The 19,787-nt window shown below is 66.3% G+C and carries 22 protein-coding genes; 13 read left to right on the forward strand and 9 right to left on the reverse strand.

Annotated features, from left to right (window positions below; genetic code table 11):
- Positions 1–14: 14 nt before the first annotated feature.
- The gene (gene gluQRS / locus NF551_RS03295; protein ID WP_227895463.1) at positions 15–926 is read right to left on the reverse strand and encodes a tRNA glutamyl-Q(34) synthetase GluQRS; all 912 of its coding nucleotides are present in this window, start codon (positions 924–926) and stop codon (positions 15–17) included.
- 114 nt (positions 927–1,040) lie between these two features.
- On the opposite strand from gluQRS, the gene NF551_RS03300 reads away from it, so the two are divergent.
- Together NF551_RS03300 and NF551_RS03305 are read left to right on the forward strand one after the other, a co-directional pair.
- Positions 1,041–1,916, forward strand: coding sequence for an LLM class flavin-dependent oxidoreductase (locus NF551_RS03300; RefSeq protein ID WP_227895462.1), 876 nt, complete (start codon positions 1,041–1,043; stop codon positions 1,914–1,916).
- A 49-nt stretch (positions 1,917–1,965) separates the two neighbouring features.
- A complete protein-coding gene (locus tag NF551_RS03305) occupies positions 1,966–2,409 on the forward strand; it encodes a nucleoside deaminase (protein ID WP_227895461.1) in 444 nt (147 codons plus the stop codon).
- Between the two features lie 37 nt (positions 2,410–2,446).
- Here the strand turns inward: NF551_RS03305 and NF551_RS03310 are convergent, their stop codons facing one another.
- Complete coding sequence (locus tag NF551_RS03310) at positions 2,447–3,169, reverse strand: MBL fold metallo-hydrolase (RefSeq protein ID WP_227895460.1); 723 nt, start codon at positions 3,167–3,169, stop codon at positions 2,447–2,449.
- Between the two features lie 210 nt (positions 3,170–3,379).
- On the opposite strand from NF551_RS03310, the gene NF551_RS03315 reads away from it, so the two are divergent.
- A complete protein-coding gene (locus tag NF551_RS03315) occupies positions 3,380–4,843 on the forward strand; it encodes an alpha/beta hydrolase family protein (RefSeq protein WP_227895459.1) in 1,464 nt (487 codons plus the stop codon).
- Between the two features lie 3 nt (positions 4,844–4,846).
- Here NF551_RS03315 and NF551_RS03320 read toward each other — a convergent pair whose 3' ends face one another.
- The 5 genes from NF551_RS03320 to NF551_RS03340 form a co-directional block, all read right to left on the reverse strand.
- Positions 4,847–5,260 (reverse strand): VOC family protein, encoded by a 414-nt coding sequence (locus tag NF551_RS03320; protein WP_227895458.1) that lies wholly within the window; start codon positions 5,258–5,260, stop codon positions 4,847–4,849.
- A gap of 135 nt (positions 5,261–5,395) precedes the next feature.
- Entirely contained in the window at positions 5,396–5,830 is a 435-nt protein-coding gene (locus tag NF551_RS03325) for a VOC family protein (protein ID WP_227895457.1), read from the reverse strand.
- 25 nt (positions 5,831–5,855) lie between these two features.
- On the reverse strand, positions 5,856–6,335 hold the full coding sequence (locus NF551_RS03330) for an SRPBCC family protein (protein ID WP_227895456.1): 480 nt from the start codon (positions 6,333–6,335) through the stop codon (positions 5,856–5,858).
- Positions 6,332–6,838: an SRPBCC family protein gene (locus NF551_RS03335; protein WP_227895455.1), complete on the reverse strand. Its 507-nt coding sequence runs from the start codon at positions 6,836–6,838 to the stop codon at positions 6,332–6,334. The genes NF551_RS03330 and NF551_RS03335 overlap by 4 nt, the downstream gene beginning before the upstream one ends.
- A complete protein-coding gene (locus NF551_RS03340; protein WP_227895454.1) occupies positions 6,835–7,200 on the reverse strand; it encodes an ArsR/SmtB family transcription factor in 366 nt (121 codons plus the stop codon). Before NF551_RS03340 ends, NF551_RS03335 begins: the two co-directional genes overlap by 4 nt.
- Positions 7,201–7,499: 299 nt before the next feature.
- Between NF551_RS03340 and NF551_RS03345 the strand changes: the two genes are divergently transcribed.
- From NF551_RS03345 to NF551_RS03375, 7 genes are all read left to right on the forward strand, one after another.
- Positions 7,500–7,811, forward strand: a complete 312-nt coding sequence (locus NF551_RS03345; RefSeq protein WP_227895453.1) for a hypothetical protein — start codon at positions 7,500–7,502, stop codon at positions 7,809–7,811.
- Positions 7,812–7,850: 39 nt separating this feature from the next.
- Complete coding sequence (locus NF551_RS03350) at positions 7,851–8,354, forward strand: DinB family protein (RefSeq protein ID WP_227895452.1); 504 nt, start codon at positions 7,851–7,853, stop codon at positions 8,352–8,354.
- Positions 8,355–8,511: 157 nt separating this feature from the next.
- Entirely contained in the window at positions 8,512–9,312 is an 801-nt protein-coding gene (locus NF551_RS03355) for a DUF4190 domain-containing protein (RefSeq protein WP_227895451.1), read from the forward strand.
- A gap of 111 nt (positions 9,313–9,423) precedes the next feature.
- Positions 9,424–9,921 (forward strand): thiol peroxidase, encoded by a 498-nt coding sequence (gene tpx / locus NF551_RS03360; protein WP_227895450.1) that lies wholly within the window; start codon positions 9,424–9,426, stop codon positions 9,919–9,921.
- 154 nt (positions 9,922–10,075) lie between these two features.
- Complete coding sequence (locus NF551_RS18950) at positions 10,076–11,527, forward strand: hypothetical protein (protein ID WP_269438988.1); 1,452 nt, start codon at positions 10,076–10,078, stop codon at positions 11,525–11,527.
- A gap of 55 nt (positions 11,528–11,582) precedes the next feature.
- Positions 11,583–12,455: a DUF4190 domain-containing protein gene (locus tag NF551_RS03370; RefSeq protein ID WP_227895449.1), complete on the forward strand. Its 873-nt coding sequence runs from the start codon at positions 11,583–11,585 to the stop codon at positions 12,453–12,455.
- A gap of 118 nt (positions 12,456–12,573) precedes the next feature.
- A complete protein-coding gene (locus NF551_RS03375) occupies positions 12,574–13,989 on the forward strand; it encodes a DUF4190 domain-containing protein (RefSeq protein WP_227895448.1) in 1,416 nt (471 codons plus the stop codon).
- 169 nt (positions 13,990–14,158) lie between these two features.
- Here the strand turns inward: NF551_RS03375 and NF551_RS03380 are convergent, their stop codons facing one another.
- Both NF551_RS03380 and NF551_RS03385 read right to left on the reverse strand, forming a co-directional pair.
- Positions 14,159–14,749, reverse strand: a complete 591-nt coding sequence (locus tag NF551_RS03380; RefSeq protein WP_227895447.1) for a rhodanese-like domain-containing protein — start codon at positions 14,747–14,749, stop codon at positions 14,159–14,161.
- 99 nt (positions 14,750–14,848) lie between these two features.
- Complete coding sequence (locus NF551_RS03385; protein ID WP_227895446.1) at positions 14,849–15,442, reverse strand: hypothetical protein; 594 nt, start codon at positions 15,440–15,442, stop codon at positions 14,849–14,851.
- A 339-nt stretch (positions 15,443–15,781) separates the two neighbouring features.
- On the opposite strand from NF551_RS03385, the gene chvE reads away from it, so the two are divergent.
- From chvE to mmsB, 3 genes are all read left to right on the forward strand, one after another.
- Positions 15,782–16,903: a multiple monosaccharide ABC transporter substrate-binding protein gene (chvE, locus tag NF551_RS03390; protein ID WP_227895445.1), complete on the forward strand. Its 1,122-nt coding sequence runs from the start codon at positions 15,782–15,784 to the stop codon at positions 16,901–16,903.
- Between the two features lie 89 nt (positions 16,904–16,992).
- Entirely contained in the window at positions 16,993–18,561 is a 1,569-nt protein-coding gene (gene mmsA / locus NF551_RS03395; protein ID WP_227895472.1) for a multiple monosaccharide ABC transporter ATP-binding protein, read from the forward strand.
- A complete protein-coding gene (gene mmsB / locus NF551_RS03400) occupies positions 18,558–19,766 on the forward strand; it encodes a multiple monosaccharide ABC transporter permease (RefSeq protein WP_423721550.1) in 1,209 nt (402 codons plus the stop codon). Before mmsA ends, mmsB begins: the two co-directional genes overlap by 4 nt.
- The last annotated feature ends 21 nt before the right edge of the window (positions 19,767–19,787 follow it).

Raw genomic sequence — 19,787 nt, forward strand, 5'->3', positions numbered from 1 at the left:
AGGTTAGGGCGGGGCTAGCGGACCGGCGGGGTGAAGATCCACGGTTCCCGGGGGAGCTTCCGCGGATCGAACACCTCCAGCGCTTCCGGCAACGTCCCGGGCAAACCGAGTGAGTCCAGGATCATCGCCGTCGCTTCCGGCACTGGAATCCCGGCGTCGGCCAGCGCGCCGAGTGTCACGGCGCCGTCGCGCTTGGCCAGCCGCTTGCCCGTGGTGCCCAGCACCAGCGGGACGTGCACGTACTCCACCGGAGGCAGCCCCAGCAGGGATGCGAGGTACGCCTGCCGGGGTGTGGAGGAGAGGAGATCGTCGCCGCGGACCACCTGGTCGATGCCCTGGGCGGCATCGTCGACGACGACCGCCAGGTTGTAGGGCGGCACGCCGTCGTTGCGCAGCAGCACCAGGTCATCCACGGCTCCGGTGTAGTCCCCGTGCAGCACATCATGCACGGTGTACTCGTCCACGTCGGCCCGCAGCCGGAGCGCTCCCGGACGTTCGCGGCGGCGTCGTTCACGCTCTGCTTCCGGGAGGTTCCGGCAGGTCCCCGGGTACGCCCCCGGCGGCGAGTGCGGGGCGCGGGGTGCATCGGAAATCTCCGCACGGGTGCAGAAACACTCATAGACCCTGCCCTCGGCCTGCAGTTTCGCGATCGCCTCCAGATACACGGGGGTCCGGTCGGACTGGCGGATGACCTCACCGTCCCAGTCGAGTCCGACGGCGGCGAGGTCGCGCACCTGGGCAGCTTCCGCTCCGGCGCGCGCCCGGTCAAGGTCCTCAATGCGCAGCAGGAAGTTCCGCCCGGTGCTCCGGGCGAAGAGCCAGGCCAGCATGGCGGTGCGGAGGTTTCCGACGTGCAGTTCGCCGGAGGGGCTGGGGGCATAACGGCCGGCGGCGGCGGAGGACGAGGGAGACGGGACAGGAAGCACGCCTTCCAGCCTACAAACCCGCGGCCCGATCCGCTGCACGCCACCGCTGCACGATCTGCTGCACGCCGCCGCGGCTAGACTGGCGGGCACCACTGCGAGCCAGAGGAGCCTGACATGCCCGACTACGGCCGAGACCTGCTCTTCGGCGCCTTCATCACTCCGGCTGCGGCACCGCCGCAGCATGCCGTGGGCCTGGCGGTCGCCGCCGAGGCCGCCGGACTCGACCTGGCGGCCTTCCAGGACCATCCCTATCAGCCGCGGTTCCTCGACACCTGGACCCTGCTGTCCTATGTGGCTGCCCGGACCACCCGCCTGAAGCTGGTGACCGATGTCCTGAACCTGCCGCTGCGCCAGCCTGCAGTGGTCGCCCGCAGTGCGGCCAGCCTGGACCTGCTCAGCGGCGGACGGTTGGAGCTCGGCCTGGGCGCAGGGGCGTTCTGGGAGGCGATCGAAGCTGCGGGCGGGAAGAAGCTCAGCCCGGCAGACGCCGTCACGGCCCTGGAAGAGGCGATCCGGATCATCCGCGGGATCTGGGACGTCTCCACCAAGGCTCCGCTCCGGGTGGACGGCCGGATCCACCGGGTGGACGGCGCCAAGCGCGGGCCGGCGCCGGCGCACGACGTCGGCATCTGGCTGGGTGCCTACAAGCCGCGGATGCTGCGGGTCACCGGGGAGGTGGCTGACGGCTGGATCGGCTCGCTGGGCTATCTGCGCGCAGGCATGCAGGAACTGGCGGAGCTGAACGCCCGCATTGACGACGGCGCCGCCTCGGCCGGCCGCGATCCGTCGGACGTGCGGCGGCTGCTGAACATCAGCCCTTCCTCGGATACGCCGGGCTGGACGGAACGGCTGGCGGAGCTGGCCCTGGACTACGGAATCTCCGGCTTCATCCTGGCCAGCGACGATGCCGGAGAGCTTGCCAGGTTCGGACACGAGACGGCTCCAGCGGTCCGGGAAGCTGTGGCGGCGGCGCGTTCCGGCAGGAACTGATGCCGGTGCGGCTCTTCCCAGTTTTGTCGCGTCCTCCTAGGGTGGGGCCATGACGTCGGAGCTGCTGTTGCCTGCCCTGAATTCCGCCCGCAAGGGCCGGGCCGAAGGCGGAATCCCCATTGGTGCCGCGCTGTATGTCGAAGGAGCGATCGTGTCCACGGGGCGCAACCGCAGGCAGCAGCTCGGCAGCGTGATCCGCCATGCCGAGATGGACTGCCTGGAGCATGCAGGACGGCTGCCCGCCGGCGCCTACACAAAGGCCACGATGGTCACCACGCTCTCACCCTGCGACATGTGCACCGGAGCGATCCTGCTGTACCGGATTCCGCACGTGGTCATCGGCGAGAACCGCAGCTACCGGGGTGCCGAAGATCTGCTGCGGGAACGCGGGGTCCAGGTGGACGTTCTGGATGATCAGGCGTGCACCCTCCTGATGCAGGAGTTCATGGCCGAATTCCCGTCCCTGTGGAACGAGGACATCGGCGTGCTCTAGAGCGCTGCGCGCCGGCTCGGCTGCGCGCCCCGCAATGTCACGCGCCCGCACGAACCCCGTCCGCGACAGCGTCGACGGGACCGTTCCAGGGCGTGCCGTGGCCGGGCAGCACCCAGTCCACGTCTGCCAGGCCGGTGAGCCGGTCCAGCACTTCAAGGGCACGCGCGGGATCGTCCGTGAAGGGAGAAGGCTGCAGCCCCGTCTTGCCGGATAGAACGTGCCGGGTGGTGAGGGCATCGCCGACGAACAGCGCCCGGGCCGCAGGGACATGGACCGCCACGCTGCCGGGGGAGTGGCCGGGAAGTCCGATGATCCGCGGCGAGCCCGGCAGGTCCAGCACATCCCCGTCCTGGACGGGCACGACGTCGGCGAGGTAAGTGGTGCGCCACCCGCCCTTGCGGACGGTGTAGGCCAGGAACCCGGCTGTGGGCTTGAGCCGGAACCGGCCTGCAGAGGCCAGGGCCGCTTTCGCCTTTTCCGTTCCGCGCGCCCGGGCGGCGTCGTCGGCATGCACGTAGACCGGAATTCCCGTCTCGCGGCGCAGGCGTTCGGCGAAGCCGATGTGGTCGGTGTCCCCATGGGTCAGGACGATTCCCCGCACGTCACTGAGCGGGCGCCCCAGTGCGGCCAATTCGCGCTGCAGGTCCTTCCAGTGCCCGGCGAGGCCTGCGTCGATGATGGTGATCCCCTCATCGGTCACCACCAGGTAGGCGGCAACGATGTCGTTCCCGATGCGGTGCAGGTGGTCTCCAAGCAACATGTCCGTCTCCTTGCATCCGGTCTTCCGGGGCCCTGGTTCGACGTGCCTTCGCCTCAGCGCACATCCCTGGTGATTGTTGCAGCCGCACGGGCCGCTTTGGAAGCAGGCGGCCCCGCCCTGCCCTTGCCCGTTGGGCCGCCGTCGTGAAGTATGGCCGCACCGGGGGGATCAGGATCAACTGCAAAGACGCAGAAGGGATCAGACGGAACCATGCGCAAACTGACATCACTCGCAGCCGCCGTGTCACTGGCACTTATGGCAGCGCCGGCCACGGCAACAGCAGCCGAACCAGTCACGGAACTGGGCGGCACACTGGCCAACGGAGCAACCTGGGCTGCCGAAGTGCCCCGGAACTGGAACGGAAAGCTGGTGCTCTACAGCCACGGCTTCCGGCCGGGCCCGGACAACCCGGCGTGGGATCAGGGCTTCGATTCCACCGCCCAGGCGCTGACGGACCGCGGGTTCGCGGTGGCGGCGTCGTCCTACGCTACTGCGGGCTGGGCGCTGGGAACCGCGGTGCAGGACCAGCTGGACACGCTGGCTGCGTTCTCAGCCGAAGCGGGCGAACCGGCGCGGACCATCGCGTTCGGAACGTCCATGGGCGGGCTGGTCAGCAGCCTCATCGCCGAAACTCCGCAGAGCGGCGTGGACGGCGCGGTGAGCACCTGCGGGCTACTCGGCGGCGGGATCAACCTCAATAACTACCAGCTCGACGGACTCCATGCCCTTGCCGAACTGCTCCTTCCCGGCCAGGAGGTGCAGCTGACTGGTTTCCGCACGGCAGAAGAAGCCGCGGCCACTACCGGGGTGCTCCTGCAGGCAGTGCAGCAGGCACAAACGACGCCGGACGGACAGGCTCGGCTGGCGCTCGCAGCGGCCCTGATGAACACTCCTACCTGGTTCAGCGGGGACACCCCGCCGGATCCCCGGGACTATGCCGCGCAGCAGGAAGCACAGTACAACTGGCTGCTGCAGACCATCCCGTTCGTGGTCGGTGCGCGCGTATCGATCGTGACGGCGGCCAACGGGGACAGCGGCTGGAACGAGGGCGTGGACTACCGGTCGCTGCTGCAGGAATCCGCGCAGCGCCGGCAGGTGGATGCGCTTTACCGTGCCGCGGGGCTGGACCTGCGGGCGGACCTGCGGACCCTGACGGGTGAGGCGGACATCAAGCCGGACCCCGAGGCGCTGGAATGGGTGGAAGAGACCTCCACTCCGCAGGGCGACCTGCAGATACCGGTGCTGACCATGCACACCCTGGCAGACATCCTGGCGCCGGTGGAATACACCGAGGAGTACGGGGAGACGGTGCGCGAAGCCCGGGCGACGCCGCTGCTGCGGCAGGCGTATATCGAGCGCACCGGGCACTGCACCTTTACGGACGCCGAACGCGTTGCGGCCGTTCTGGCGATGGATGAACGGCTGGACACCGGACGCTGGGCCAACATCGCCGAACCCCGGCAGCTGGACCGCCGGGCCGAATCCCTGAACCTGGGTGAGGCAGACTTCATCAGGTACCAGCCGGCCGAGTTCGTCAACGACCGCAGCTGGGATCCCTGCCCGGGCCAGGGACACGGCCACGGGAAGGGCGACGGATATGGGAAGGGACACGGCCACGGGAAGGGGCACGGCCATGGAAAGGGCCACGGCCACGGACACGGCCGCGGCCGGTAGCTGCTAGTCCTGGTCGCCGAGTTCCTGGAACAGGGTCAGCTGCAGTCCGGCCGGACCGTTCAGCCGGGAGTTGAGCGATCGCCACGGGGTTTCCCGCGGCTCGGCGACCAGTTCGGCGCCGCCGTCCACCGCCCGTTGGGTGCGGGCGGCGGCGTCGTCCACTTCAAAGGCGACCCGGAGCTTGAGGCTGGGCTGGCCATCGGCCTCGACCCGGTCGATCATGCGCACCTGTGCAGGATTGGAGAGTTCCAGCGTCGCTCTTCCTGCGTCCAGGATGGTGACGCGGGCATCTCCCTCGCCCTGGTAGGCCTCCTGCTCGGGCAGGCCAAGGACGTCCCGGTAGAACGCCAGGGCGGCATCGTAATCTTCGGCTTCCACGACCAGGCGCAGCTGGCGGACAGGCTGTTGGTTTTCCATGCCTGGGCAAACCGCAGGCAGGGCGCCGCCATTCCCGCCGTCCGGCGTTAAGAGGGACTAACGCACGACGGCGGCAGGTGCCGCTCCGAGGAGAAGGCGCCTGCCGCCGTCGTACTGTCAGTTCCGGGCGTTGCGCTAGATTCCTTCACCAAACTGCGGGCGGGAGGCAAAGGGGATGAGCGGATGCTCCGCCCGGGCGCGGATCTGCTGCACTACCCACGTGTTGCCGTCCGGGTCCGCGAAGGAGAACATAGTGCCGCCGTCGCGCTCGTCCAGAACGGTGATCTCGCTGGCCTCCACGCCGCGGGAGGCCAGCTCTTCCCGGGCGGCGGCGGCGTCGGGAACCACCAGCTGCAGCCCCTTCAGGGAGCCCGGGTCCATCTCCTCCCCGCCGGGAATGCTGCCGATGACGATTGAGCAGCCCGATCCCGGGGGAGTCAGCTGCGCGAAGGCCATGTGCTCGTTGACGGTGTGGTGGTCCAGGTCGAACCCCACCTGGTCGCCGTAGAAGGCGATACTGCGGTCCAGGTCGCTGACCGGGACTTTGATGACTTCCAAGGTCCAATCCATGCTTCCTCCAAGGCTTTTGCGTGCTTCAGGCGGTCGCGAATGCCAGCAGCTGCTCCAGCTTGTCGTAGCCCGCGGCCATGCCGGATTCCATCCCCGAGGACACGAAACTATCCCTCGTTTCGAGCGATGGATAGACCGAGTGCCCCACGAGCCTGGACCGGCCGTCGGGAAGGTCCTCGAAACGCAGGAAATCCAGGCTCGCCTGGTCCGGGAAACCCTCGTACTCGAAGGTCTGCAGGATGAACTCCGCCGGACGGATGGAGTGGAAGACGCCGCGGAAGGCGTACTCCTCGGTCCCCTCGGTCTGCACGAACCGGTAGCTGCCTCCCGGGACCGCGTCAAAGACGTCGATCCGGGTGTCCAGCCGGTCCGGGCCGATCCATTCGGCATAGGTGTCCGGGTCTACGTGGGCACCGAAGACCCGGGCCGCGGGGTAATCGAATTCGCGGGTGTAATCGATAAAGGGGGCACCGTCGGGAAGGGTGACTTCCAATGCGTTGGTCATGATGCCTCCTGCGGTGTCTTGGCGCCGGTCCGGCTGGCAAGAAGCTCTTCCAGCCGCTCGTAACCTTGGACGAGGCCGCTTTCCATGCCGGAGGCGGCCATGCCGTCCCGTGCTTCCTGGGTGGGGTAGACAGCATGCACGGTGATGCGGGTGCGGCCGTCTCCCAGGTCTTCGAAGGTATTGAATTCCAGGCTGACGACGTCGGGATAGCCGGAGAACTCGAAGGTCTGGATGGCGAACTCGTTCTCCCGGACGGTGTGGAAGATGCCGGTGAAGTCATACGGAATGCCTTCGGGGCCGGTGTGCGTGTATTTGTAGGTGCCGCCGGTGGCGAAGTCGTAATGGTCCATTTCCATCTTCATGCCCCGCGGTCCGAGCCACTGGCTGACCAGGTTCGGATCGGCGTGGGCACGGAAGACATCGGCGACGGGAAAATCGATCTCCCGGGTGTAGTCGATGAAGGGGACACCGTCAGGGACGGAGAGCTGCAGTGCGTTGGTCATGATGGATCCTTTGCCTGCGGGCCGCTGCGTGCGGCCTGGTTCTGGAGCACAGCGTCGAGGCTGCGGAACTGCTCTTCGCGGACCAATCGGTAGCGGTCGATCCACGCCGTGAGTGCCTCCAACCGTGCGGGGTTCAGGTGGACGGGCCGGCGCTGGGCGTCACGCGTGCGCGTGACCAGTTCCGCCTGCTCGAGGACCTGGATGTGCTTCGAGACAGCCTGCTTGCTGATCTCGAAGGGTTCCGCCAGTTCGTTGACCGTGGCAGGGCCCCGGGAAAGCCGGGCAATGATGCGGCGGCGGGCCGGATCGGCGAGGGCCATAAAGGCCCTGTCGAGCTGTGTCTCGCCGCGCGCCTCGTCCATGCTGTGGTCCGTTCCTTGCTGCAAACTGTATTCAATGTTCTGGTTGTTCAACCTTTCGGTTGATTACGAAGCTACGCCGCCTGACAGGAGGGGTCAAGGGGCTTCCTGGAAGAATTCAGGGCTGGCCCAGCCGCGCGTCGCCGAGCGGGACGGAAGATCCGAAGTGGCTCCCTTCAGTGCGTTCCCAGCGGACGCACGGTGCTGGTTCGAGGTGAGCGGAGTAGCGTTTATACGCACTGCGGCTCTTCGCGGACGGAACGGTACGGACCCCAGAACGCGGCTACCGGTGAGGACACAACATGAGTTCCATGGATCACGGTGCAGCTTCGGGACAGCGCCGCCACAAGGAGACCGAGACCGGATTCCACTGGCCCAGCTTCGCCCTGGGCCTGGTGCTGCTGCTGTTCGTCCTGGCCCAGGGGGAAGACAACGGGGCGCCCGGCTACGTTGGCATGGCGGGACTGATCCTGCTCATCACCGGACTGTACTCGGCGGCCACGCGGCGGAAATCCTGGATGCGCCTGACCACGCCGTCGGCCGCATGGATTGTTGCAGCCGGCGGCGCAGTCCTGATGCTTGTCGCTCTGGGGCTGCGGCTCGCGGGGCTGTAATGCCCGGTGCATCAGCCCGGCCTTGGCTACGCTGGGCGGATGCTGAACGACGAACGAATCGACCCGCCCGAAGCAGCTGACGAGCGGGGGACCCTCAACGGTTTCCTGGACTACCTTCGCGCCACCGTTGTCTTCAAGGCCCAAGGCCTGTCCGACGCCGACGCCGCACGCCAGGTCCTGCCCTCCCTGCTGACCGTCTCGGGTCTGCTCCGCCACCTTGCCGACGTCGAACGCTGGTGGTTCCGGGCACAGCTGGATGGCCAGACGGGCATTCCCACGCGCTGGAGCGGTGACGATCCCGACGCCGAGTTCCGCGTTACCGAGCAGGACAGCCTCGCCGAAATCATCACCGACTACCAGGCTGCCTGCGACGAGTCCCGTGAGGTTGCCGCGCGCTACGGGCTGGAGGACATGTGCAAAGCGGACCACAGCGCCGGGCACAACCTTCGCTGGGTGCTGGTGCACATGGTCGAGGAAACCGGGCGCCACTGCGGTCACCTGGATATCATCCGCGAACTGCTCGACGGCGTCACGGGGGAGTAGCGGGCCGGTTCCGCGGCTGCCTGCTCCGGGGTGTTGTCAGTGCCGGATCCCCGGTTTGGAAGCGATGTCAGTGCCGGATCCTATGGTTGGCGGCGAAGGAACAAATTGTTCCTTGCCGGCCCACAGGCCGGTCATTCGCATCCTTTGGGGGATCACCATGGAAAACCAGACCTATACTCCTGCGCCGGCACCGCTGCCGGCCGCGCCCGCAGCAAAACCCGGCAAGGGCCTTGCCGTCACCGGCCTGGTCCTGGGCATCGTCGCCCTGGTTCTGTGCTGGGTGCCGATTCTCAACAACGTCTTCCTGTTTGTGGGACTCGCCGGACTCGGCTTTGCCATTGCAGCCCTGGTGATCGCTTCGAAGCGCAAGGCGCCGAAGGGTATGCCCATCGCTGGCCTGATCCTCAGCATCGTGGCCATCATTGGGGTTTTCGCAACCCAGGCCATGTACTCGGCAGCCCTCGACTCCGTGGTGAAGAGCGTTGAAGACAGCGCGGACGGCGTGACCACCTCCTCGGAGGAGGAACAGGAAGAAGCCACCACGGAAGCCCTTGCGGCAGGGGAATCGGCCATGGTCGGCGAATACACCGTGACCGTTTCCGGGGTGAACCTGCAGGCCACTGATCCGATCATGGCGGTGAACCAGTTCAACAGTGCGCCGACGGGCCAGTATGTGCTGGTGGACCTGTCCGTTGTGTACAACGGCTCTGAAGAAGGCGATCCGTGGATCGATCTCACCACTGAGTTCGCCGGCTCTGACGCCCGCCAGTACTCGACCAGCACCTGCAGTGCCCTCCTCGAACGGCCGAGCCACGAGGTCCCCACGCTGACCAACGGCGGCGCGGCGGAGTACCAGGTCTGCTTCGATGTTCCTGGTGAGTCCGTCTCCGGGTCAAAGATCCTGGTGGAGTCCCTGTTCTCGCTCCGGGATGACCGGGTGTACTGGGCAGCTCAGTAGCGGTTTGGATCGGATGCCCCTGCCGCCCGTCTGTGTCAGCGCAACCCGCGTCGAGACGTCACTGCAGGTCAGCGGTAAGGGGCCCCGGCCAGAACGTGATAAACACGAAGCATGGCAACCACAGCATTCAAGCAGAACCCTGTCCGCACCGCCGGTGAGCTTCCCGCCGTCGGCACCCAAGCCCCGGCCGTTGAACTGGTAGGCGCCGATCTTTCAAGCGTCACCCTTTCGGGCTTCGCCGGACGCCGGGTCGTCCTGAACATCTTCCCGAGCGTGGACACTGGCGTCTGCGCCGCGAGCGTCCGCCGCTTCAACGAAATCGCGGCAGGACTGGAGAACACCACGGTCGTATGCGTCTCCAAGGACCTTCCGTTCGCGCTCGGCCGCTTCTGCGGCGCCGAAGGCATCGAGAACGTGGTGGCCGCTTCGGCTTTCCGCAGCAGCTTCGGTGAAGACTTCGGCCTGACCCAGGCAGAGGGACCGCTGGCAGGCCTGCTGGCCCGCGCCGTCGTCGCTATCGATACGGACGGAAGCGTCCTCTACACGCAGCTCGTCCCGGAAATCACCACCGAACCGGATTACGACGCCGCAGTGGCCGCCCTCGGCTAGTTTTCCATTTGTGACGGGGCCCGTTCCGCTTTCCTGCGGGGCGGGCCTTTCGTTGTGCGGCATAGGTAACCAGCGTGCTTAGGATAGTGGCGGGGCGGCCGGTGAGCGGAGCTCATTCCCGCCCCTTGTCTCAGTCACATCGTTGGGGGAACGAATGAACAAGGAACATGGGTGGCCCGCGCCTGAGGAACGGACCGGGGAAGTAGCCGGCCGCGAATCGCCAGAAGACGGACGCCGGCCTGAAGCCGGGGACGGCGCGGATTCCGGGGTCAGCACGGAATCAGGGGACGCCGGACAACTGTCTTCGCTCGAGCCTCAGCCGGCGGAGAACCAGGCATCAGCTGCTGCGGAGGCAGAATCCGCTCCGGCGCCATCCGTTCCGTCTTACGCAGCTGGCCCAGGCTTTGCTCCGCCCGGATACGCCCCTCCGTCCGGATATGCCGCTCCGGCGGGCTACAGTGCGCCGGCCGGAAACGGCGGTCCCGTCAGTTATGGGCAGGCCCAGTCCGGAAACGGCGGTTACGGCGGTTACGGCCAAGCTCCGGCCGGTTACGCCCCTCCGTCCGGATATGCCGCTCCGGCGGGTTACAGCGCGCCGGCCGGGCACGGCGCTCCGTACGGATACGGCGGATATGCCGGACCCGGTGGATTCGGGCCGGGACAGGGCCCCGGGCCTGGAGGCCCGGCCGGTTACGGAAACGGACCGGGATACGGCAGCCATCAGCGGAAGTCACCGGGCAAAGGACTGGCCATCGCTGCCGTCTGCGTCGCCGGAGTCGGTCTGCTGTTCAGCTGGATCTGGTTCCTGAACTTCATCACCTATCTGGCCGGCGCCGTCGCCCTTGGCATGGGTATTCCAGCTCTGATCAAGGGCATCAAGGCGAAAAACGTCGCGCTGCCGTTGTCCGTTATCGCGTTGTCTTTCGCGGTGGTGGCCATGGTCGCGGCGACCATCATCAACCTCACCGTCCAATATGATTCCCCGGACACCGAGATGAATCCGGGCTATTCCCAGGGCCAGGCGGTCCCCGGACCTGTGCCTGCTGAGACGCCCGAACCGGTGCCCGCCGATGAACAGGCAACTGAACAGGCAACTGAGCGCCAAGAGCAGCCGGGCTTGCCTGACCGGGACTATTCGGCCGATATTTCCGGATCCTTCTACACGGACATCATTGAGCAGCCTGCCGCTTCAGCGGGGGAAGGTGTGCAGGTTGGCGACTACACCGTAACGCTCGCTGAAGTGGACCGGGATGCATCCGCCGAAGTGCTGGAGCGCGACCCTTCCGCAGGTGAGCCGACCCACGGGTACGTTCTCTTTGAATTCCGCGCGGTATACAACGGGTCCGCTTCCGGTGGCACCGGCCGGCCCGACTTGGACTTCACGCCAAAGTTCATTGGCGCCGATGCCCGGCTCCACAGTGTCCTGAACTGTTCCATGGATCTTGGCGTGAGCTCCTCCGACCGGCCCAGCCTGGCCCCGGGAGAGACCGGAACCTACGAAATCTGCTTCGATCTGCCCGAAGCAGCCCTGGCTGAGGACAGCAGGGTTGGCCTGCGAATGATCCTCGCCGAACGCAACGAGGACGTTTACTGGCGGTTGCCGTAGGCCGGCTGTTGCGGGACCAGCACTGAACCAGAACCAATTTCAGGGGGAAATGGGTATGCAGAATCAGACTGCGGCCGCGCCGCACGGGGACTATTACGGGTCTTACCCCGGGCCGGGCCAGGTGCTCCCGCCAGCCGGGTCTACGGGCAGGGGGCCGGCGATCGCTGCTGTTTCGGTGGCCGGGTCGGCGCTGGTGAGCTGCTGGATACCGTTCCTGAATGTTTATGCGTTCATCGCCGGCCCGGTAACCCTCGTGCTGGCGGTAGTTGCACTGGTGAGCGCGAAGAGGAAACCGCTCCTGGCCCGGGTGCTGGCAGTCGTCTCCATCGGGATGGCGGTCCTCGCCGTGGCGCTCGCCTGGTCCGTCAACTCCTGGGCCGTAAAAGCCCTCGACAAGACACCGGGATCTCCTCAGTCCCAGCAGGAAGCTGAGCAACCACGGTCCGCCGAAACCCGCGGACTGTCGGGCGACGCATCCCCTGTGCTGCCCGGCAGGGCCCTGGAACAGATCCTCGCGGAGCCGGTTGTTCCATCCGGTGTGGGGGCACAGTTAGGGGACTTTGAAGTCAGGCTTTCGGAAGTGGACCGTGATGCAACGGACAGGGTCCAGCAGCGCAGCCCGTCTTCCGTGCCGCAGGAGGGCACCTATGTGCTGTTCGAGTTCGAAATGCGCTACGACGGCGGGCTAACGGGCGAACCGGACTTCACTCTGGTGCCCGGATTCGTGGGCACTGACGGCCGCGAGTACTCGGCGGTGGACTGCTCCACGGGCTTGAGCATGGAAGGCCCAGACCATCCGGGGCTGCACGGGGAGTACAGCGGCAGCTACGACATCTGTTTTGACCTGCCCCCGGAGGCCCTGGGCGACAAGAGCAGGGTGGTACTGCGGATGCCGGCCGTGGCCGAAGAGCTTTACTGGCAGCCATAAGGCGCTGGGGAGGCTGTGACTAGGAAGTATGCAGGTAGCGGCCTTGGCTAGGATAGGGGTCGGCGGTCTCCGGACCGATCGAACTAATTTGATAACGCACGACTTTTGGGGGGAACGAATGGATAGGGACCAGGGACAGCCCGAGCCCGCGGACCGGGACAACAGCGTCGGCGGTGACAGCTCCGGCACCGAGGCTGGCGCCAGCGACAGCACCGGCGGCACTCGCGACGGCGGCACTCGCGAGGGCGGTCCGGCTGCGGAGGACCTGCGCCCGGAGGCCGGACCGGAAGGGGACCCGGAACGTCCTGCCGAGGAAGAGGCCAAGGAGACGGCATCGGCCTGGTCCGCACCCGGTGGTGTAGAACCTGAAATTGGTGGCGGACCTTCGCTGCCATACCAGGACGGGCAGATTCCTCCGGTACCCCAGTACAACCCCTATGCCCAGGTTCCCCGTATGCCTGCTGCCGACCAGGGCGGAGCCCCCGGATACCCCGGCCAGCAAGGCGGCTACCCGGGCTACCCAAGCTATCCCGGCCAGCAAAGCCAGCAAGGCCAACAGAGTCCCTACGCCAACCAGGCGGGAGCCCCCGGCTACTCGGGCTACCCGGGCCAGCAAGGGCAGCCCGGCCAGCCAGGTTCCTACCCCAACCCGGGCGGAGCCCCCGGATACCCCGGCCAGCCCGGCTACGGCAGCTACGGGCCGCCGCCGGCCACGCCGGGCAAGGGCCTGGCCATCGCGGCACTGGTGCTCGCCATCCTGGCCGTGCTCATTTGCTGGATCCCGTTACTGAACTTTGTGTCGTTCCCCCTGGCAATCGTCGCGCTCGGCCTGGCAATCCCGGCGCTCATCAAGGGCAACAAGGCCCGCAACGTTGCAAAACCGCTCTCGATCGCCGCGCTGACCGTAGCGGCGTTGTCCATCGTTACGGCCATCGTTGTGAACACCGTCGTCGTGGACTCGCTGCGGGACGCAGGTCTCTGGGAAAGCGAAAGCGAGACGGGGACGGAGTCCTTCACTGAGGTCGAGGACTACTCCGAGGAACTCACCGAAGCTGAGAAAGAGGATTACTCCTACCAGTTCACTGACTCGTACATCAGTGAAATTGCCGCAGAGCCGGCAAACGCAGCCGGCGACGAAGTGACCGTGGGTGACTACACGGTCACCCTGGTGGAGCTGGACCGCGACGCAGCGGCCGAGGTCCAGGAACGGGACCCGCAGGCCGGCGCACCGGACTACAACTACGTTCTGGCCCGCTTCACCGCCGTCTACAACGGCACCGGAGACGGACGTCCGTGGCTGGACCTGCCGCCGGAACTCATTGGAACTGACAGCAGGCTCTACACCGTCATGGGGTGCTCCAGTGGCCTCGGCCAGCGGAGCATTGACCAGGAACTGCTCAGCAAGGGGGACACCGTCACGGTGGAAGCCTGCTTCGACGTTCCCGATACCGCCCTGGGCGAGGACAGCCGCCTGGGCATGCGCATGATCCTCGCCGAGCAGGACAACGACTACGTCTACTGGCGCCTGCCGTAACCGAAGCGACGTAAGAATAGTCCTCAGACTGCTGAAACTCAATGGTGCTGGAGATACTTGAGTGCTTTACGAGGAAGAAGTCGGCTGAGGAAGAACAGGCTGTTTTAAGCTGGAAAAGGCCCGCTCCGTTGGGGCGGAGCGGGCCATCACCACGGGAAAGCGTTCGCGGCTAGCGGTCGAGGTCCGCCTGGATCTCTTCCCACGACGGCTCGGAAGCACCCTGGTTCCACGGCAGGTACGCCAGCGCCTTGCCCATCGCACAGGTGTTGGACAGCGCAGAGAAAACCAGCCCGCCGCTGATGCCCCCGGCCAGCATTCGGAACTTCGGCGACGCCACGCGGCCTGCCAGCAGGCCCAGCCCCACGAGGCTTCCGGCGGCGAAACGCACCTGGCGCTCCATATCCCAGACCTGCTTGCCTCGCACGACGGAACCGCCGGCCTTCTCGACGTCGTCCACGCTGCCGGTGAGCACCTGCCCGCCCTCCAGCCCGGCTGCGGCCAGGCGCTCGTGCGCCTGCTTGGCGCGGACACCGGACTGGCACAGGATCACGACGTCGCTGCCCAGCCGGGCGGAAAGCTCAACGGTGTGCGCAGAGAGCAGGGGCAACGGAATGTTGTGGGAGCCCGGGAGATGTGCGGACTCAAACTCGGCGGGATTGCGGACGTCGATAACCGTGAGGTTCGGGTTGTCCTCCAGCAGTGCCTTCAGAGTGGGGGCGTCGATGGTCTTGGTGGTCTCTGCGGTGGCAGCGGGGGACATTGGGATCCTTCGGAAGTGATGGCCGGAGTGAAGCATCCACCCTATGGGCCGAATCTGGGAGAAGGCCGGGGACGTTACGGAGTGTGGCCGGGCGGGCAGCTATTCCCCGATGGACCAGGGGTCCCTGCGCTGGCTCCTAAGGTCCCCTACCCGCAGAAGACGCCGGTACAGCGCGCCAACCAGGAGTACGGGGACAGCGAACATGATGACAATCAGGGCAGTGGAAGGCAGTTCGAGGAACCGTGCCATGGCCGGGGACGCCGGTGCTGCGTCGCTGTAGACATGGCGCAGGAGCATCAGCGCCGCGTGAAGCAGCGCCGGTGCGGTGACGGCAGCCGCTGCCAAAGCGCCGAGGATCCGGGACCTCGGGGAAGGTTCGACGACGGCATCCTGGGTGATCTCGTAGATCACCGGCGCGAGGACCGCGGGGATGAGCAGCCACAGCGAGGCGACGGCCAGCCCGGTCAGGAAGACGCCACGGGCGTACGACGGGGCTGCGGGCTGCGAGGTCATGACAAGGACCAGTCCAGTGACACCGACCAGGGAAATGAGTCCCGCGATGACCGGAGCTATGCGCTTCACGGCGTTCATCCCGCGCGCTTGCTGTGCCAGCCTCTCGGCTACCTCTTCCCAGTGCCGGTCTTCGCTGCCGCTGCTGTAAGCGGCTTCGCCGTCCCTGCCCAACGATGCCATGTCCCGTATCCCCCCGATCTGCTGTTTCGTCAGCAAGAATACCGGGTCTGCTGCGGGCCGGGCCGGGGAGTAAAGGGTGAAAGTTCACCTGGCCTCTTGGGTCCGTATGACAATCTGGGCCCCCGCGCATTGCGTTTGGATAACGTTCCGGGAACCCCTTGCCGGAGGGGCATGCGCGGGCATATGTTGTGCTGGCCTACAAATTGTCGGTAGGGGTACCGGCAGGGCGCTACAGCGTTGTATCCGCTCGATCCAGCCGTCCGGGTCACAAGGATGTTTCCCGTAGTCTCGCCGCGCAGTGCCCTTGCCGGCGGCAGGATCCTTTTCGAAGGTTCGACCATGAGCAAAAGAAAGAATGTTTCGGCCCTCTTCCTGGCGTTCGGACTGGCAGCAGGTATGGCGGCCTGCGCCCCGGCCGGCACCACCAACAGCGACAGCGAGGGCGGCGACGGCGTCGACTGCAATGTCGGCATCTCCATGCCCACCCGCAGCCTGGAACGCTGGATCAACGACGGCGAAGGGCTGAAGGAGAACCTTGAAGCCCGCGACTGCACCGTTGACCTGCAGTACGCAGATGACAAGACCGACCAGCAGATCAGCCAGATCCAGAACCAGGTGGCCGGCGGCGCGAAGATCCTGGTGGTCGCAGCGATCGACGGCGAAACCCTCGGCCCGGTCCTGGAGGACGCCAAGAACCAGGACGTCACCGTGATCGCCTACGACCGGCTGATCAACGGCACCGACGCAGTGGACTACTACGCCACGTTCGACAACTACCAGGTGGGCCAGCTCCAGGGCGAGTTCATCGAGGAGCAGCTGGGCCTGGCCGACGGCGAAGGCCCCTACAACCTTGAACCGTTCGCCGGCAGCCCGGATGACAACAACGCCAAGTTCTTCTTCTCCGGCGCGTGGGATGTCCTGCTGCCCTACGTGGAGAGCGGGCAGCTGGTGGTTCCGTCCGGCAAGTCCCCGGCCTCGAACGACGACTGGACGTCCATCGGCATCCTCGGCTGGGGCTCGGCGGATGCGCAGGCGGAAATGGACAACCGGCTGCAGTCCTTCTACACCGGCGGTGACAAGGTCGACGTCGTGCTTTCGCCCAATGACAGCCTGGCGCTCGGCATCGAACAGTCGCTTTCCAGCGCAGGGTACGCCCCGGGCACCGACTGGCCGGTGATCACCGGCCAGGACGGCGACGTCGCGAACATCAAGGCCATCCTGGCCGACCAGCAGTCCATGACTGTCTGGAAGGACACCCGGGAGCTCGGCGCCCAGGTGGACACCATGATCGAGCAGATCGTCAACGGGGAAGAGGTGGAGGTCACTGACACCGAGACCTACGACAACGGGGTGAAGGTGGTCCCCACCTACATCCTTGAGCCGCAGGTCGTGGTCAAGGACGATGTCCAGCCGATGCTGGTGGACTCCGGTTTCGTGGAGGCCGCCGACATCGGGCTGTAGCGGTCCCCGGCTGTAGCGGTCCCGGTTTGCGGGGCACGGCGGCGGCTGCCGCCGTCGTGCCCCACCTTCCCACTTCAGTGAGGCGAGAGATGATCGACGACGACGTCGTCCTGCACATGGACGGCATTGTGAAGGAGTTCAACGGCATCAAGGCCCTGGACGGGGTGTCGGTGTCCGTCCGGCGCGGTGAGGTGCACGGCATCTGCGGCGAGAACGGCGCCGGCAAGTCCACGCTGATGAAGGTGCTCAGCGGCGTCTACCCGCACGGCAGTTTCGAGGGAACCATCTCGCTGGAGGGCAGGCCGGTCAGCTACGGCTCGATCAATGACAGCGAGCGGGACGGGATCGTGATCATCCACCAGGAGCTGGCGCTCAGCCCGTTCCTGTCCATCGCGGAGAACATCTTCCTGGGCAACGAGGTGCAGCGCGGCGGGGTGATCGACTGGAACCAGACCAACCTGCAGGCCGCGGCCCTGCTGAAGCGGGTGGGGCTGGAGGAGAACCCGGCCACCAAGATCCTGGAGCTCGGCGTCGGCAAGCAGCAGCTGGTGGAAATCGCCAAGGCGCTGTCCAAGGAAGTGAAGATCCTGATCCTGGACGAGCCGACGGCGGCACTGAACGACGGCGATTCGGCGCACCTTTTGGGGCTCATTGACCAGCTGCGCGACGGCGGCATCACCTCGATCGTCATTTCCCACAAACTCAACGAAATCCGGGCGATCGCGGACACAGTGACGGTGATCCGGGACGGAAAAACCATTGAGTCCTTTCCGGTGGAAAACACTCCGGAAATCGAAACCCGGATTATCCGGGACATGGTGGGCCGGCCGCTGGACAGCCAGTTCCCGGACCGGGAACCGCAGATCGGCGAGGAGAAATTCCGGGTGGAGGACTGGACGGTGCACCACCCGATCGACGTGGACCGCGTGGTGGTTTCCAACGCGTCCTTCAACGTCCGGGCGGGGGAAATCGTCGGCTTCGCGGGGCTGATGGGGGCCGGACGCACCGAACTGGCGATGAGTATCTTCGGCCGGTCCTGGGGCACCGGGATTTCCGGCCGGGTGTACAAAGACGGCGTGGAAATCCAGACCCGGTCGGTGGGGGAGGCCATCAGGCACGGACTGGCCTACGTGAGCGAGGACCGGAAGCGGTACGGACTGAACCTGATCGGCTCGGTGGTGGTCAACGTGTCCGCCGCCGCGCTGGGGAAGCTGGCCCGGCTGGGCGTGATCGACAAGCACCGCGAATATGCCGTGGCGGATGACTACCGGCAGAAGATGAACATCCGCACCCCGTCCGTCGTCTCCCTGGTGGCCAACCTCTCCGGCGGAAACCAGCAGAAGGTGGTGCTGAGCAAATGGATTTACTCCGGCCCGGAGGTACTGATCCTGGACGAACCAACCCGGGGAATCGACGTCGGCGCCAAGTTTGAGATTTACGGAATCATCAATGAAATGGCGGCGCAGGGCAAAGCCGTGCTGGTCATTTCCAGTGAACTGCCCGAGCTGATCGGGCTCTGCGACCGCATTTACACCATCGCCGAAGGCAGGCTCACTGCGGAGGTTCCGCGGGCCGACGCCACGCAGGAGGAACTGATGCGGCACATGACGGTCGTCCGTAAGAAATCCGCCCGTAATGAAGGAGCACAAGGGACGTGACCACCACTACTTCCGAACAGGCGAAGACCCCGGCCCCGCCGCCCGCGGGCGGCAACGGCCGGAAACGCAGGCGGGTCGACCTGAGCCAGTACGGCATCCTCGCCGCGCTGGTGGTGATCGTCCTGCTGTTCCAGGTCCTCACCGGCGGGCGGCTGCTGTATCCGGGCAACGTCAGCAACCTCATCCAGCAGAACGCCTACGTGCTGATCCTGGCGATCGGCATGGTCATGGTGATCATTGCCGGCCACATCGACCTCTCCGTGGGGTCGGTGGTCGCCACCGTGGGTGCCATCGCCGCCCTGGCGATGAACAACTGGGGCATGCCCTGGTGGGCGGCCGTGATCATCTCCCTGGTGGTGGGCGCTCTGATCGGGGCGTGGCAGGGATTCTGGGTGGCGTTCGTGGGGATACCCGCGTTCATCGTCACGCTGGCGGGCATGCTGGTGTTCCGCGGCGTCGCATTGATCCTGCTCACGGGCGGCACCATCAGCGGCCTGCCCCGGCCGTTCATCGCCATCGGCAACGGAACCCTTCCGGCGACCGGGGTGCCGGACCTGCTCACGCTGGGCATCGGCGTCGTCGCCTCCGTGGCACTGGTGGTTCAGCAGCTCAAGTCCCGCTCCGACCTGAAGAAGCTGGACCTGCCGCGGGAGCGCACGGCGTCGTTCGTGTTCAAGAACGCTGTGGCCGTCGCCGCCATCATGTACCTCTGCTACCTGCTGGCCTACAACCGCGGCACCCCGATCATCCTGATCATCCTGGCTGCGCTGATCCTCGCGTACTCCTTCCTGCTGAACCGGACCGTGTTTGGCCGGCATATCTACGCCATGGGCGGGAACCTGAACGCAGCCATGATGTCCGGGGTGAAGACCCGCTGGGTGAACTTTATGGTGTTCGTGAACATGGGCTTCCTGGCCGGACTGGCCGCTGTGGTGAGCACGGCGCGTGCCGGCAGCGCCGTGGCCTCGGCCGGCGGCGGATTTGAGCTGGACGCCATTGCCGCCGTGTTTATTGGCGGTGCGTCGGTGCAGGGCGGTGTCGGCACGGTGGTGGGGGCCGTGATCGGCGGCCTGGTGATGGGCGTGCTGAACCAGGGCCTGTCCATCCTGTCCGTGGACGCCGCCTGGCAGCAGGTGATAAAGGGCCTGGTGCTGCTGCTGGCTGTGGCGGTCGGGTTCGCCCGGCGGGGCAGGGGTGCCCGGTAGGCGTGCTCGAGTAGGCTCGCC

Origin of the sequence: Arthrobacter caoxuetaonis, assembly GCF_023921125.1 — a bacterium.
Taxonomy (GTDB): Bacteria; Actinomycetota; Actinomycetes; order Actinomycetales; family Micrococcaceae; genus Arthrobacter_B; species Arthrobacter_B caoxuetaonis.